Origin of the sequence: Marinomonas posidonica (genome assembly GCF_043643765.1) — a bacterium.
Lineage (GTDB): Bacteria > Pseudomonadota > Gammaproteobacteria > Pseudomonadales > Marinomonadaceae > Marinomonas > Marinomonas posidonica_A.
In genome coordinates this window covers 220,736-235,570 of record NZ_JBHZSP010000001.1, presented here as the reverse complement: position 1 = coordinate 235,570, position 14,835 = coordinate 220,736, and the positions used below count along the sequence as shown (strand labels likewise).

Sequence of the window (14,835 nt, the reverse complement as noted above, 5' to 3'; positions counted from 1 at the left end):
TTTGTAGTAATTTAACAAAATACCATTCACCATCTTGGGGAGCGTTATGCATTATCCGTTTGATCAACTTAGTGGCACGGAACGTTACCACCTGATCACCCAAACTGTGATACCCAGACCCATTGCTTGGATCATGACCAAGAATGAAGACAGCTCTTTTAACCTCGCCCCATTTTCGTATTTCACTTCTCTTTCTTCTGATCCGGCTTTATTGGTTGTCTCCATTGGCAACAAAAACCCAGAAACCTTAAAAGATACCAAACGAAATTTACTCCGCGAAAAGGAATGTGTTTTGCATATTCCCAGTGGCGAACTCGTAAACCAAGTCAATGACAGCGCAGCCAACCTGATTTACGGTGAGTCTGAGGTATCCAAAACAGGTTTAGAACTGACTGAGTTTGCACCGAATTTACCCCGTATAAAAGCCGCAAAAGTGGCTTTTCATTGTCGTCTATTTGATGTTCATAGCTTAGCAGGAACTCATTTTGAAGCTGTGTATCTGGAAATTCAAAATCTACACGTTGAGGATGAACTAATTCAGCAAAAAGGCGACCGTACCTATGTGAATAGTCAATCACTCAACCCACTCGCAAGACTGGGTGGCAATGATTATGCCTTGTTAGGCGAGACAATGACGATTAAACGTCCTGATTAGGGCAATACTGATTAGAGGTAATAATAATGGACGTGACAAAACAATTAAGTGCTTTTCCATTCATGGCCGATTTACCCCCGGAACTGCATTCATCTCTTGTAGACTTGGCCAATATCAGAAGCTTAAAGGCCGGTGAGGTGTTAGCCAAACAGTTTGAAATTGGGCAAAATATTTATTTTCTATTATCAGGTGAAGTGGCCATTTCTGTGCCCTTACAAGACTCAGGAAAATCCTATAACGTCGGCACCATCAGCCAACATCTATCGCCTATTGGCTGGTCGGCCTTTCGTCATCCATCTCGATACGCCACCACTTTTACGGCGACTAAGTCCTCTAAACTCTTGGTGTGGCCTCTAGTCAAATTACAAACGCTTTTAGACAGCAACCTAGGGTTTGCTAATGCCTTCTTGCAATTTGTCTATCAAGAATCGTTACCGGTATTAACCAATATTCAAAACCAGACTCGTCCCTTCTTTTCCAATGAGTCCCTCGCGTTTGAAGAAACCCGTCCGTTGGTTCAGGCGGAAACACAAACTCATGCCCTAAAAGACGCAATTAGCCTGCTGAACTACGCACCATTTTGTGACACTTTCACTCAAGCCGACATTCATGCCTTGGCTAAAAAATCCACTATATTGCTCGCTCACCAAGGGGATATCTTGTGCCAGCAAGATCAACCATCGGATGGCCTCTACTTTTTGATCAAGGGTAAGGTGGTAGTCAGTTATCAAACGGATTCTGGTGACATCATTACCACTCGCTCTATTTCCAGAGCGGGCACCGTATTAGCTTGGTCAACGCCGAATGCGCAATTGAAAAATCGTACTTCCATTATTTCCTCAAGAGACAGCAGTGTTTTATACATCAAACAAGATGATTTAATGACCCTGTTCAAAGAGAACGAAAAATTCTCAGTGAAATACATGTATCGTTTGATCTGGCTCGTTGGTGCTCATTTGCTCGCCGCTCGAATGCGTTATTTATCACAGATTGCCAACGATGAAGTGCTCGCGGTTAGTAATGTTATTGAACAAAATGCCGCACTCTTACCGGTCAGTTCACCGCTTTACAAAGTCAGTGAACTGTTAAAAAGTGCCATTACCACAGACGAAGCATTTGGCATCATGTACAAATGCCTGCATTTTGGCAGTGTCTTAGAAAGAACCATCTCCGGTATGTGTTTGGACATTTTAAAAGACTTACAACGAGAGAATGCCTTCTATCGCCAGTTGCAAACAGCCTATGACGGCATCAACAGCTTACCTAAGGACACCCCAGCTCTGGACGCCAGACGTTTCGGCACAGAGTATTTTAAACAAGCTTTCCAGCAAGTTCCTTACGTGATTAAAGGCCTGGAAAATCTACCGAAAAAAGCCGGTTCTATTTTCATCTACAATCATTTACTTGGCTCCCCAACCAACCGACTACCAAATGGCTTCCGTTTTTCTATGGACGCTCAGTTCATTGGTTCCATGGTCATTGACAATGAGTACGGTATTTCAGGTCAACGCGTGGTTCGCCGTAGTAAGGACAGCGAGTTTTGGCGAGATGACTTCTATGAAAAATTCGGCAATATCTTTATCAGCAGCTGGGAAGGTTTACGCCGCGAGACACCAGAATACGATGACTTTATTCAAGCGTCTCAAAGCACATTAAAACAAAATTTCCCATTGATGATTTCACCAGAAGGACAAAGCTTTAATACCCAACATTCACCTGGCGCCTTCTTGCCTCATGCGTTTGAAATTGCGGGTTCCATGGGAGAAGAGGAACCTTGGATCGTCCCTATTGCCGTAGCAAACTTTGATAAACGTGCCGACCACAATATTTATACTGTGGTCATCAAACCGGCGTTCAAACTGTCGAGCCGAGTAGATTATACCGACAAAGCAGCATTAAATGCGTTCTTAGTCGAGTATCAACAAGAATACAAAGGCTATGTTAACGAAGCGATTGAGTTATCACAGGAAATCCGACAGTACCCAATTTTCAGTGCAAAAAGCGGCTACCGCTCCAATGTTATGAGCTTGAATCAAATTGATGTGGAATTTGAGTCCGACGTTCGTCAGCTGGAATTCCACCTTTCTCATCAAGAGTATAAAGAACAGCCAGTGGCTTTCTATGGCTCCTCTACTATGCGTTTATGGCATGAATTTGAAGAACAATTTCGTGACAAAGACGGCATTAACCTCGGTTTTGGGGGAGCAACCTTAGAAGCCTGCGTCTATTACTTTGAACGTATTGTGTTGCCTCACAAGCCTCGTTCATTGGTGATCTACGCTGGCGACAACGACATCGGCAACCATTGTGACAGCAACCGAGTGGTTGAGCTCTATATCGAGCTGTTACAAAAAGTCGATCACTATCTGGCGGGCATTCCAGTGACACTGATTAGTATAAAATGCAGTCCAACTCGTGAAAAAATGCGTGATGTGATTGAACAAACCAACCGACAAATTGAGCGTTTAGCGCAAACCCGTCCAAATACTCAATACGTTGATTTGTTTTCTACTTTGCTGGATAAGAAAAATCAGATAAGAGAAAACTTATTCGAAGGGGATCGTCTGCATCTGGCACCAAAAGCTTATGAGCTATGGAGCAAAAAACTACTAGAGAGTGCGGACTTTATTTTCCAGAGTAAATAACCTTTTCTACTTAGTAAAACGCTCAGTCATCTGTGGATGAACTGAGCGTTTATTCTACCTTAACGGCACAGGCATCACCTAACAGTCGCTTAAAAAATCCCCGATACCACTTTCACACCCAACAAAATCAATAGACTGCCCATGCCACGGTCAACCCAGATAATATGACGCTTTAACCATGCCAGCACAGGCCCTCCAGCCAATAACAACGCCACAATCACATACCAAATACTGTCAATAAACACCACAGTAGACCAAAGTTGGAATTTGATCATGCCGGTCATTTCATGAGGAATCACTTGGCTAAATAACGCGAGGAAAAACAGTGCGGCTTTCGGATTCATTAAGGCAATCAATAAGCCATCCCGGGCGGCGCCAAAATAAGACGAAGATGCAGGCTCAATAGTGTCATCACTCGACATACCAGCGTAACGCCAAGCCTTGATTCCCAACCAAGCAAGGTACAATCCCCCTAAAACCGTTAACACAGAGAATACTTCTTGATAGCGCTGCATCAACACCGCCAACCCCTGTAAGGTTAAAAAGGCCCAAAAGCCAATGCCTAAGCCATGAGTAATCGCGGCCAATGCGCCGTGCCAAGCAGATTGAGACACCGAAATACGGAGAATAACAGCCAAACTCGGGCCTGGTGATAAAGCGCCCATGACACAAATCACCACCAAAGATAACCAACTGGCTAAATCCATTTCTACACCTTTTACATCGATTGTTATTTTAAAGCGGTATTCTAACCAAGCCATGGTGAAAAAACGACGTTCATTTTGAATTCAAAAACTAAAAAATCGTATTGACCTTTTTCTCAAAAAACGTCAGGATAAAATGACTTTTTACAAAGCGATCTAATCTATCTTATGAACTTAACTGTCTTGAATAAACACAACGGCGATAAACGTAAAGCCTACAAGCTTTGCGATGCTGACGTGCGTATTTAAGATTTCATTATTACCCGGCAGCATTCCCGCTGACGGTATCTCCCTTCGCTCAAGCAGCAAATACTCTCAGCAAGAATGCCAACCGGCACAAACGAGGCAAAAACATGTTTCACGGTGCAATTACGGCTTTAATTACCCCATTTCGTGATGGTCAATTAGACGAAGAAGCGTTACGAAAAATTGTTCGTTGGCAAATAGACCAAGGTATCAATGGCTTAGTGCCAGTGGGTACCACAGGTGAGTCCCCTACGTTAAGCGAGCATGAACACAAGCGTGTTATTGAAATCACCGTACAAGAAGCCAATAAAGCGGTTCCCGTCTTAGCTGGCGCAGGTTCTAACAACCCAGTGGAGGCCGTCACTTACTCTGACTATGCCTATCAAGCTGGTGCGGATGCAACACTTCATGTGGCAGGTTACTACAACCGTCCGAATCAAGCTGGGCTATACGAGCATTTCAAATACGTTCATGACAACAGCCAATTGCCCATTATTCTCTACAACATTCCACCACGTTCGATCGTCGGGCTGGATGTAGACACCATGGCTAAATTAGCAGAACTGCCTAGAATCATCGGCGTGAAAGATGCCACTGGCGATCTAACTCGTCCAATTCGTGAACGTGCTCTGATCAACAAAACCTTCAATTACTTAAGCGGCGATGATGTCACCAGTGTGGCGTACAATATTGGCGGTGGTAATGGCTGCATTTCGGTCACCTCAAACATTGCTCCTAAATTAGTAGCAGAACTGCACGCTTTATGTCGCCAAGGTCAATTTGTCGAAGCGGCGCAATTACAAGACAAACTGTTCGCATTACACAGTGCATTATTCATTGAACCAAACCCAGCGGGCCCAAAATACGCTATGTCTTTGCTTGGTTTGTGTACGGAAGAGTGCCGTCTACCTATTGTTGCGTTACAAGACAGCACTAAAGCCACAATAAAAGCAGCCATGGAAGCGATTAACTTAATTTAAGCTCGCCAAGTACGCTCAATGAAATCAGCGGCCAGAAACGCAAAAGCCTGCAAATTTTGCAGGCTTTTTCATATCTCAGAGCCGTTAACTGTTACAACTAACGGCAGGTCAATTACTCTTGAACATCCATGTATTTATTGGCCCAGACGCGATTTTCGTCCAATGTTGAATAACGAGTGGAAAGCTCAGAAGCATTCAATTTACCTTCCGCAATGCCACGTTGCTCACGAAGACAGTCATAAGTGGCTTTGATCGCGGCGAAATAGGCGGCGTGTCCATTCACCACAATGCGCACCCCATTGGCCGCAAGACGATCTCTGTCTGCCAATTCGGGGTTTCCGTAAGCCACCAGCATGACAGGAATATCAATGTGCTGAGTGATTTCTTCTAGGTGAGCAAAGTCACGAATACCCACCATACAGATGCCATCCACACCAACCGCTTGATAAGCCTTCACTCGCTCAATGGTTTGCTCTGTGGTTAGCTGACCAGCATTAGTCCGTGCAATGATGCTCATAGCAGGGTCAATTCGTGCGTCTAATGCCGCTTTCAATTTGCCCACGGCTTCTTCTACAGGGATCAAATCTGTTGATTTATGACCGTATTTCGCAGGCAACAGTGTATCTTCAATAGTCAACGCCGCCACACCAGCACGTTCCAATTCAACAACAGTGCGAATCACGTTCAATGCATTACCATAACCATGATCAGCATCCGCAATAATAGGCAAACGTGCCACACGACCAATGCGCGTAGCTTGCTCAGTAAATTCACTCAACGTAATCAAAGCAAAATCCGGCGCTGCCAATACTTGTAACGAGGCAACCGAACCACCTAAGATGCCCACTTCAAAACCTAAGTCTTCAGCAATACGTGCAGACATAGGATCAAAAGTGGAAGCCGTGTAATAACATTTGCCACTTTGTAGTAGCTTACGAAAATCATTACGCAAATCATGCTGCGAAGGTGTTGCCATTAGAGTTACTCCTAAAAACGGTCACAAAGTGATATTGCGCTGCATTATACAGAGCTTATGATTTCGCTTCACCTCTAACCAACCATTTGGTTAAGTTTTGAAAGTAAATTACTACATTTTTGCCTTAATCCGCACTTAATTAGATTAAGATCAATTTTTAATCTGTGATTTCCGTGACACAACAGACCCCAAGGGCTAACATAGCCAGCCTAGCATTCCTCTATGCATCTATTCTTGTCTTCAAAACTATTGATAAAAATAAGGTTCTCAAATGAACGCTTGGTATCTCATTTGTTTTCTTTCGGCTTTAGCGGTTTTTATCGCTTTTACGAACCAATATGTCTTAAAAATGCAAACCACTATTGCCATCACAACTGGCTCAGTGGTTATTTCACTACTTTTGATCCTTGCAGTAAAAATGCTTGGCGATCAAACAGCCTTGTTTATTACTCAAGTGGTGGCAGGAATAGATTTTAATCAACTGCTCCTCAAAGGCATGTTAGGTTTCCTTCTCTTTGCGGGCGCATTAGAAATTGATCTAACAGCACTTCGCAAACAACGCTGGGAAATCACCATTCTGGTACTCTTTTCAACCTTGGTTTCAACCTTGATTGTTGGTTACCTAAGTTTTTATATTTTTGGTCTATTGGGCTTCCCTGTCCCTTTGATTTATTGCTTATTGTTCGGTGCACTAATCAGTCCAACAGACCCGATTGCGGTACTTGCCATCATCAAACAAATGAGTGCGCCCCAAGGCATTTCCATTCAAGTCGAAGGAGAATCATTGTTTAATGATGGGGTTGGCTTAGTCATCTTTACTACCATTTTTTCAGTCGCCTTCTACGGTACGGAAGCGCATTTCGTGGATGTTGCAGAACTCTTTCTAGTCGATGCGATTGGTGGCATTGTGTTTGGCTTGGTCATCGCTGTTGTTGGCCACTTTGTCATCATCAATTGTAAAGACATTAATATTCGCTTACTGGTCACCTTAACCATTCCATCGGCTGGATTTGCCTTAGCAAATATTTGGGAAATTTCAGGCGCACTGGCGATGGTCACCAGCGGTATTTTATTAGGTAACATTACACGCCAAAAAGCCATTAAACGTCGTGGTCCAGATGGTACCCGCTATGTGAAAGACTTCTGGCACGCGACAGACAGCTTTTTAAACGCGCTGCTTTTCCTCATTATCGGCATGCTCATCGTCACCATGCCGTTCTCTTGGGAAGTCATTGGGCTTGGTTTAGTCATGATCCCTGTAGTGTTGCTGGCGCGCTTTATCAGTGTTGGCAGCCCTTATTTAATCTTTAAACGCTTCCGTCACTACGATAAGCACTCCGTTAAAATTCTAACTTGGGGTGGACTTCGCGGTGGTCTTGCTCTAGCTATGGCGGCGGCAATACCATCAGAAAAAATCATGATCGAAGGATTTGATTTACATGACTTAATCGTCATCATTACCTATGTGGTAGTTATCTTCTCCATCATTGTACAAGGCTTAACCATTTCACCTTTGATTCAAAGAAGTATTGAAGCAGCACAACACAAAGCCGACGACTAATGCCTAAATAAAAAAGACCGTAAGGTCTTTTTTATGACACTAAATAAGTAATAAGTCTCTGATATGACTGGTTAAGTGTATTAGATTAACGCTATATTAGGATGGTACTCAACAACAACTATTTATGACTAAGAAGGATCTTACGCTGTGTCGAGGAACCATAAAATGACTCTTGATCAAGCTGAGATAAGTAAACGTAATAATGTTAAAACTCTAGGAGAAGGTCAAAAAACGATGATACTTGCTCATGGTTTTGGCTGTAATCAAACCATGTGGCGCTTTCTTCTCCCCCAGTTAATACCGCACTACAAAATCGTTTTATTTGATTATGTTGGTTGTGGCTCATCTGACTGTCAAGCGTACCGAGAAGACCGTTACCATTGCCTAGATGGTTATGCTCAGGACATCATTGAAATTTGCGATGCCTTTGACCTTCAAGATTGCATTTTTGTTGGCCACTCAATCAGTGCAACCATTGGCTGGATTATTAATCAACAACGTCCTGATTTGATTTCCCATCACATTATGGTGTGCCCATCCCCTTGCTTTATCAACATAGATGACAGCTATTCAGGCGGTTTTGATAGGCAAGATCTAGAAGGGTTAATTGATCTGATGAGTCAAGATTATCTAGGTTGGGGACAATATCTCGCACCAATTGTTATGGGCAGTGAGTTACCTGATGATGCCTCTCAAGTAGACGATCAAGAATCAATGGTTTGGGAACTTCTGAACAGTTTCTGTGCAATGGATGTGACCTTTTCTTTACCCTTTGCCAAAGCCTGTTTTTACTCTGACAACCGCCATCTGTTAAAACACATCAATCGCCCCAGCTTAATCTTACAGTGTTCAGACGACTTATTAGTGAACTTAAACGTCGCAGAATTCATGGCAAACGAAATCCCCGATAACCAATTAGACATCATAGAAAGCAAAGGACACTGTCTACACATGACCAATCCAGCAAATGTCATGGACAGCATAAAACACTTTCTAGCGGCACAATAACCTTCGTTCTGAGGTCGATTTTTTTAACAAGCGGAGATACGATTGTCACTCTCGATAAACGGCAAATAAAGTATCTTCTTTGTAATAGCTAAGTAACTCTCTAATACTCATTTGAGTGACTTGATTATTATAATAAGATGCGTCTTTGATCTCTCCCAGCTTAAGGTCTTTGCGCAGCCCTCGTTTGCCATCGTAAGCATGGGAGCTACTTTTGAGAAGAACTTGATTATCCTCTACAGTAATAACCATCATTGTACCGTACTTGTATATCGGATCTTCATTCTGAAAAATCTTTGAAAAGTCGACAAAATAAACATCATTCACCCGTGGTGTTTCTAGATACCTCAATGTCTTGCTTTCTTGTTCTTGCTGAAAATAATCGTTCGCCAGAAACACACAAGGTACGATAACCGCCCAGACTTCAATAGGAAGAAACAAAAAGGTATGGGCTGGAGGCCGTGTTTTCTTACCCGTTTCCGAATGCACCCGCCATATTCGATCTCGCACATTAAGCCACAAACCAATGACACCAACGAACAAAGCAATAGCAACTAAAGAAAATATTTTCACCCAACGATTTTGTTGGTAAAAATCCTCCCCCATCACGCCATCCACGAGCATTTGAACATCCACAAAGGCGGCAATAAAAATGACCGGAGCAAGCCAACCAAGTCCTTTCCAGATCGGTAACATTTTATCTTCCTTCAAAACGCCTTTGGCTCTTTATTAAATTTTAATTTCAAAACAATTACAAGGAACCTTTTCTTATCACGATTTCATCACAGATTAACTATTGATAAGTTATAAAATCGGTCTAAAATCGCCACATACTCAACTTAAGACTAGGATTATTTTATGACCGACATTACCATTCTAGATGGTGGCATGGGCCGTGAACTTGCGCGTCTTGGCGCCCCTTTTAAACAGCCAGAATGGTCTGCTCTCGCGTTAATGGAAGCCCCTGAAATCGTGAAGGCCATCCACCAGTCTTTTATTGACAGCGGTTCTCAGGTAATCACCACCAACAGTTATTCTCTGGTGCCTTTTCACATAGGCGAAGACGTGTTTAAACAACGTGTCCGTGAACTGACTCACTTGTCTGGCAAACTCGCTCGTGACGCTGCGGATGAAGCGGACAATAAAGTACAAGTAGCGGCTTCCGTGGCACCTTTATTTGGCTCTTACCGTGCCGACCTTTACCAAGCTGATCGAGTTACTGAGATTGCCACCCCCATTATCGAAGAGCTGGCACCGTTCGCGGATCTATGGCTATTAGAAACTCAATGCCTAATCGACGAGTCCAGCCGAGTTATTGCTTTAATCGAACAAATAGACACCGCCCAAAAGCCTATTTGGGTATCCTTCACTCTAGAAGATTCAGAGCAAACGGAAGAGCCTTTGCTGCGCTCAGGTGAAACCGTCGTCGACGCAGTAAAAGCCATGCAAAAACTGGGTGTAGATGCCATTCTATTTAATTGCAGCCAGCCAGAAATCATTGGTGAAGCCATTGAATTGACGCAAAGGCTATTGAATGAACTGGGCGCAAATAACATTGAGATCGGCGCTTACGCCAACGCCTTCCCACCCACGCCAAAAGATGCCACGGCTAATGACGGTTTAGATGAATTGCGTGAAGATCTTACTCCACCAGCCTACCTAACTTGGGTTCAACAATGGCAGAACAAAGGTGCAAGCTTGATTGGCGGTTGTTGCGGCATTGGACCTGAGCACATTCTTGCTATTAAAGAATACACTCAAAACCACAAATATTGAGTCAGTACAGTAGGCTAAATCACGTGATTTAGCCTACTTTTTTGAAGAGACTAAGGCGTATTGAGCGCTTCGGCAATCTGTTTTGCCATCGGCTCCACAATCTGATTAATCCAGTTACTGGCGAGGGTCTGAGTTAAGGCTGAATAACCGTCAGAACGAAGATAATCCGTCACATCAAACACTTGAGTATTCAGTATTTTTCCTTCCGCAGAAATCAATTGCCAGCGCCCCGTAATGTTCACTCCGCCCTGCAGATCCGCATAGAAACGATCCACTTCGATGTTTAGTTGGGCAATAGCATAACTTGGTAAACGCTGTCTGGAATACCAGGAAATGTTATTCAGAGTTTTCTCCAGACGCTGTTGAGTTAATCGGGTCAATTGTGGCGCTAAAGCTTCCGCCCACAAATGACTTTGCGAACGATGCACACCACCCGTCTTTGATACCAATACGATCTCGTTACCAGACAAATAATTTGCCACCTCGACCGGCATCATTTGGATTTGCATTGGTGCCGTTGCTATGACGTTTACTTCGTCGCTTGAACTGTCGACTAAGAGATATTCATAACTGGGTGGTGTCGAACTAGCACAGCCCACCAATACTCCCGTAATCAAGCCCAAGACAATCATTCTTACTAACATAAACAACTTTAACCTTTTCATTATTGCGCCGCTCTGGGCTGTATTTCTACTTTAGGTTTACTATCAAAAATCAGTCGATTCGGATTTTCTCTCAGTTGCCTTAATAAAGGTTGCAACTCATTTAACGCCCTATCTAACGACACCAGATTTTGGCGTAATGGTTGTCCAATCAAACCGTCTGCTTGATAGGTTTCCAACGTTTGATTCAAGGTTCTAATAGCAACGGATAAATCACCAGGGATTTGTTGCGTCTCCGACTGATCCATCAATTTCCTGACACTGTCACTGACTTGTTGTAAACGCTGTAACGTCGTATCCACTTCCGACATAGTATGCCCCAATTGCTTAAAGGTTTTCTGCAAGGGGACTTGTGCTAGGTTGTCGAGCATCAAGCTAATTTTGGACTCGATGTTAGCAAGCGAATTGGGGGCCGTAGGGAACACATCATAGCCCTCAAATTCCCGCCAGCGAATAGGTGAAGGGGTGTCCATAAAGTCTAAACTAATGACCTTGGCGGCGTTCAAATAATTACCAATCACCAGAGACGCCCGTAACCCTTTGTCCATACGATCGTCTAACATAGCGTCCCATTGTGACAATGACATCACATCAGGCATATCTGGGGTATTTAAGCGCTGCGGCTCAATGCGTGCTAACACAGGTATAACAGGTGTATCCAACTTAGATAAGGAGGTCATGGAAATACCACTAAAAGGCACTTCCATAACAGTACCAATGCGAACCCCTCGAAACTCAACGGCAGCGCCAGGATATAAACCACTCAAATTCGCATCAAACAAAAACACATATTCGATGAACTCATCATAAACTTGGTTATCAGCACTTTCTTTCGAGTCGAACAATTGAAATTCAGACTGATCGGCTACAGCATCACCTGCGGGCCTGCCATCTGGCAAAGCAAAAGAAATCCCTCCCGAGAGAAAGGTTTCCAAGGAATCTAAACTAAACTCAAAGCCACTGGCAGAACTCTTAAACGACACACCTGGGGTTACCCAAAATTGCACCGCTGAGTTCACCAAAGCGTCATAAGGCGAGCGAACGACCAATTGATAGGTGATGGCCTTTCGTTTGGCATCAAAGTCCACCTTCTCGATGTAGCCGACTTCATAACCACGAAAATGCACTGGCGCACCCACATCGAGTGTGGCGCCTTTTTCGCTCACTAACTTAACTCGAATGCCTTCATTTTCTGTGGCCAAAGGCGGCTGATCTAAAATCGTAAAGCGAGTTTGAATTTGTCCCTTTTCCCCCGGCGTCATGTCTATATAAGCGCCGGACAACAAGGTACCTAAACCGCTCACCCCTTCTTTACCTATGCGTGGCTTTACTACCCAAAACTGCGCATCTTGCTTAAGCATTTGATCCGTACCTTGGTTCATTCGAACCTGAATCACGGCATTTTCATAGTCATCACTTAAGCGGATATCAATCACCCTACCCACATCCACATTACGGGATTTGAGCTTGGTTTTACCGACTTCTAAACCGTCTGCGTTGGCAGCCACCAAGGTAATCAAAGGCCCCTGACTAGACCAATTTTGATACAACATCCAAGCGGCCACTATCAAAGCAATCAGTGGCACCAGCCAAATTGAATTAAAACGTACCTTGCGCATATTCTCGACTGGATTCAGATCATCGCTCACGCTTTGCTCCCTTGTTATATACATCATTTTCATACCGGTCTCTGTCCCACAGTAATCTTGGGTCAAACGACATGGCGGCTAACATGGTTAGTATGATCACAGAAGTAAAAGACAATACCGCTGGGCCTGGGTAAATGGCCATTAGATTCCCCATTTGTACCATGCTGGTTAAAACCGCCACCACAAATACATCGATCATGGACCAGCGACCAACCAATTCTGTCAATCTATACAGTTTCATTTTCTGTTTGGTCAGATGGCGACTAGGAAAATAACATTGCCAGATTAACCAAAATAACGCCGCTATTTTCGCCAATGGAATGACCACACTGGCCACAAAAATCACCAGTGCGACGGGATAGGATTCCAGTGACCAAAGCAGAAATACCCCGCCCATGATGGTGGAAGGTTCCGTGTTACCGAGAAACGTGGTTTGCATGATCGGAAACACATTAGCAGGAATATACATAACCAAAGCCGCGATCAACAACGCCAACGTAGTGGATAAGCTACGTGGTCGCCGAGTATAAATTGAATGCCCACAACGTTGACAATGCTGATGATCATCGGACAATACCGCACCACAAAAGTGACAACCAATCAGCCCTTGTGACTGCGCATTGCCCATATCAACAGTAGGGTTCATCGCTGCGCCAGCCACTTGATGCCACAACCAACGTTTATCGACTAAGGAAACGGTTTTTAATAACAACAATACGTAACCACAAAAAGCCCAAAACGACAGCCCTAACTCAATGTCCGCCAAGCTGTTAACCTTTACCAAGGCCACAAGAATACCAACTAAAAACACATCCACCATCAACCAAGGCTGCACCACCAATAACCATCTTACACAGTAACGCTGCGCTTTATTGAATACACTTGAATGACGGAAGCTTAATACCAAAAACAAGATAGAGCTCAAATACACCAAGGGAAAAACAAACAGCGCCAAACTGATCACGGCCCCTAAAATCAAATAACCTTGTCCTAATAAAACCGTCAGGGTATCAATCAGTGTCACACTTCTTTCAACCCCATTTGTCGCAAAACTCAAAAAAGGAAAACTGATGGCTAACAGCAACATCAATAAGCAGGACAAGCCAAAAGACAAAATACGCCGGGGAGCATAAGAATGAACACTGACCAGAATATGATCACAATGAGTACAGCGTAGACGCTCACCACTTTGCAAATCAGGCATGAGATTCACCTGATCACACTGCTCACAAACCGTGACCTGCTCAGAAAACATTTTTTGACTCATACAAGGCAAACATAAAGATGGCGTAACTGCTCTTAGTATTCAAAAGAAAAAAGTGCTCAAAGGATAAAAAAGGGGTATCAAACACGATACCCCACCCACAATGCAAGCTATCTAAGATATACAAAAATAGCGAACTCATTCATATTCTTTATCAACCTAGGTCATAAGTTATGACACAGACTCTAAACGAGCTAAGGTCGCCGGCACGATCTTTTTATGAACGGGCGCTACAAAGAACATATAAACCTTGCCGAAACGATTCTTCACATGCACGACAGTCGTGACGTAAAGTTTAAGCAAATCGCCTTCAGGTTCTAAAAACAAAGACAACTTCACATCCAAATGTTTGTCTTTATCTTCCAAAATCACTTCCTGCTCTTTGCTGGACAAGACTTTAAAGATGCCGACTTGATCACCAATTAGATAATCACACGCTTGTTTCGCTGGAATGACATCGCCAATTAAGCCCAAATTTTTTAGTCCAAACAAGATCACAACTCGATTACGAAGCCACATTAATTGCTCTACCCATCGAGGGGTTTTATTCACCATGTCTAACCACACCTGCATGGCCGACTGCCCTTTATTCATAGTGTGATAAGTAAAACAATCGGTAAAATAAGCGTTCGCCATTAATTGGTTAATTGCCGCTGTACTCGGTACCTTCAGCATTTTTTCGTCCCTAAAAACAATGTGATTAATACGTAAA

13 protein-coding genes are annotated in these 14,835 nt (G+C 43.5%); 6 read left to right on the top strand and 7 right to left on the bottom strand.

Features of this window, described 5'->3' with window-relative positions; translation table 11 throughout:
• Positions 1 to 46 precede the first annotated feature (46 nt).
• Both ACHUFM_RS01205 and ACHUFM_RS01200 read left to right on the top strand, forming a co-directional pair.
• Entirely contained in the window at positions 47 to 655 is a 609-nt protein-coding gene (locus ACHUFM_RS01205) for a flavin reductase family protein (RefSeq protein WP_394178771.1), read from the top strand.
• A 26-nt stretch (positions 656 to 681) separates the two neighbouring features.
• Positions 682 to 3,300, top strand: coding sequence for a cyclic nucleotide-binding domain-containing protein (locus ACHUFM_RS01200; RefSeq protein ID WP_394178769.1), 2,619 nt, complete (start codon positions 682 to 684; stop codon positions 3,298 to 3,300).
• Positions 3,301 to 3,389: 89 nt separating this feature from the next.
• On the opposite strand, the gene ACHUFM_RS01195 is transcribed toward ACHUFM_RS01200, so the two are convergent.
• The gene (locus ACHUFM_RS01195; RefSeq protein ID WP_394178767.1) at positions 3,390 to 4,007 is read right to left on the bottom strand and encodes a LysE family translocator; all 618 of its coding nucleotides are present in this window, start codon (positions 4,005 to 4,007) and stop codon (positions 3,390 to 3,392) included.
• A gap of 350 nt (positions 4,008 to 4,357) precedes the next feature.
• On the opposite strand from ACHUFM_RS01195, the gene dapA reads away from it, so the two are divergent.
• Positions 4,358 to 5,230, top strand: coding sequence for a 4-hydroxy-tetrahydrodipicolinate synthase (gene dapA, locus ACHUFM_RS01190; protein WP_394178765.1), 873 nt, complete (start codon positions 4,358 to 4,360; stop codon positions 5,228 to 5,230).
• Between the two features lie 112 nt (positions 5,231 to 5,342).
• Here the strand turns inward: dapA and ACHUFM_RS01185 are convergent, their stop codons facing one another.
• Positions 5,343 to 6,206 (bottom strand): isocitrate lyase/PEP mutase family protein, encoded by an 864-nt coding sequence (locus ACHUFM_RS01185; RefSeq protein ID WP_394178763.1) that lies wholly within the window; start codon positions 6,204 to 6,206, stop codon positions 5,343 to 5,345.
• Positions 6,207 to 6,477: 271 nt separating this feature from the next.
• On the opposite strand from ACHUFM_RS01185, the gene ACHUFM_RS01180 reads away from it, so the two are divergent.
• The gene (locus ACHUFM_RS01180; RefSeq protein WP_394178761.1) at positions 6,478 to 7,767 is read left to right on the top strand and encodes a cation:proton antiporter; all 1,290 of its coding nucleotides are present in this window, start codon (positions 6,478 to 6,480) and stop codon (positions 7,765 to 7,767) included.
• Positions 7,768 to 7,932: 165 nt separating this feature from the next.
• A complete protein-coding gene (locus tag ACHUFM_RS01175; RefSeq protein WP_394178759.1) occupies positions 7,933 to 8,775 on the top strand; it encodes an alpha/beta fold hydrolase in 843 nt (280 codons plus the stop codon).
• A 45-nt stretch (positions 8,776 to 8,820) separates the two neighbouring features.
• Here ACHUFM_RS01175 and ACHUFM_RS01170 read toward each other — a convergent pair whose 3' ends face one another.
• Entirely contained in the window at positions 8,821 to 9,483 is a 663-nt protein-coding gene (locus ACHUFM_RS01170; RefSeq protein WP_394178757.1) for a hypothetical protein, read from the bottom strand.
• Positions 9,484 to 9,630: 147 nt separating this feature from the next.
• Between ACHUFM_RS01170 and ACHUFM_RS01165 the strand changes: the two genes are divergently transcribed.
• Entirely contained in the window at positions 9,631 to 10,548 is a 918-nt protein-coding gene (locus tag ACHUFM_RS01165) for a homocysteine S-methyltransferase family protein (protein ID WP_394178755.1), read from the top strand.
• Between the two features lie 50 nt (positions 10,549 to 10,598).
• On the opposite strand, the gene ACHUFM_RS01160 is transcribed toward ACHUFM_RS01165, so the two are convergent.
• The 4 genes from ACHUFM_RS01160 to ACHUFM_RS01145 all read right to left on the bottom strand — a co-directional run bounded on the left by ACHUFM_RS01160 (position 10,599) and on the right by ACHUFM_RS01145 (position 14,798).
• The gene (locus ACHUFM_RS01160) at positions 10,599 to 11,213 is read right to left on the bottom strand and encodes a PqiC family protein (RefSeq protein WP_394178753.1); all 615 of its coding nucleotides are present in this window, start codon (positions 11,211 to 11,213) and stop codon (positions 10,599 to 10,601) included.
• Complete coding sequence (gene pqiB, locus ACHUFM_RS01155; RefSeq protein ID WP_394178751.1) at positions 11,213 to 12,859, bottom strand: intermembrane transport protein PqiB; 1,647 nt, start codon at positions 12,857 to 12,859, stop codon at positions 11,213 to 11,215. Before pqiB ends, ACHUFM_RS01160 begins: the two co-directional genes overlap by 1 nt.
• On the bottom strand, positions 12,849 to 14,126 hold the full coding sequence (locus ACHUFM_RS01150; protein WP_394178750.1) for a PqiA/YebS family transporter subunit: 1,278 nt from the start codon (positions 14,124 to 14,126) through the stop codon (positions 12,849 to 12,851). Before ACHUFM_RS01150 ends, pqiB begins: the two co-directional genes overlap by 11 nt.
• Before the next feature lie 168 nt (positions 14,127 to 14,294).
• A complete protein-coding gene (locus ACHUFM_RS01145; protein WP_394178748.1) occupies positions 14,295 to 14,798 on the bottom strand; it encodes a DUF2867 domain-containing protein in 504 nt (167 codons plus the stop codon).
• Positions 14,799 to 14,835: the final 37 nt, after the last annotated feature.

What these genes read in the sequence shown, in the direction of transcription:
- ACHUFM_RS01180 (WP_394178761.1), top strand. Translation starts at nt 6,478, where the DNA reads ATGAACGCTTGGTATCTCATTTGTTTTCTTTCGGCTTTAGCGGTTTTT.
- ACHUFM_RS01160 (WP_394178753.1), bottom strand. Translation starts at nt 11,213, where the DNA reads ATGAAAAGGTTAAAGTTGTTTATGTTAGTAAGAATGATTGTCTTGGGC.
- ACHUFM_RS01195 (WP_394178767.1), bottom strand. Translation starts at nt 4,007, where the DNA reads ATGGATTTAGCCAGTTGGTTATCTTTGGTGGTGATTTGTGTCATGGGC.
- dapA (WP_394178765.1), top strand. Translation starts at nt 4,358, where the DNA reads ATGTTTCACGGTGCAATTACGGCTTTAATTACCCCATTTCGTGATGGT.
- ACHUFM_RS01175 (WP_394178759.1), top strand. Translation starts at nt 7,933, where the DNA reads ATGACTCTTGATCAAGCTGAGATAAGTAAACGTAATAATGTTAAAACT.
- ACHUFM_RS01185 (WP_394178763.1), bottom strand. Translation starts at nt 6,206, where the DNA reads ATGGCAACACCTTCGCAGCATGATTTGCGTAATGATTTTCGTAAGCTA.
- ACHUFM_RS01150 (WP_394178750.1), bottom strand. Translation starts at nt 14,126, where the DNA reads ATGAGTCAAAAAATGTTTTCTGAGCAGGTCACGGTTTGTGAGCAGTGT.
- ACHUFM_RS01165 (WP_394178755.1), top strand. Translation starts at nt 9,631, where the DNA reads ATGACCGACATTACCATTCTAGATGGTGGCATGGGCCGTGAACTTGCG.
- ACHUFM_RS01205 (WP_394178771.1), top strand. Translation starts at nt 47, where the DNA reads ATGCATTATCCGTTTGATCAACTTAGTGGCACGGAACGTTACCACCTG.
- ACHUFM_RS01200 (WP_394178769.1), top strand. Translation starts at nt 682, where the DNA reads ATGGACGTGACAAAACAATTAAGTGCTTTTCCATTCATGGCCGATTTA.
- ACHUFM_RS01145 (WP_394178748.1), bottom strand. Translation starts at nt 14,798, where the DNA reads ATGCTGAAGGTACCGAGTACAGCGGCAATTAACCAATTAATGGCGAAC.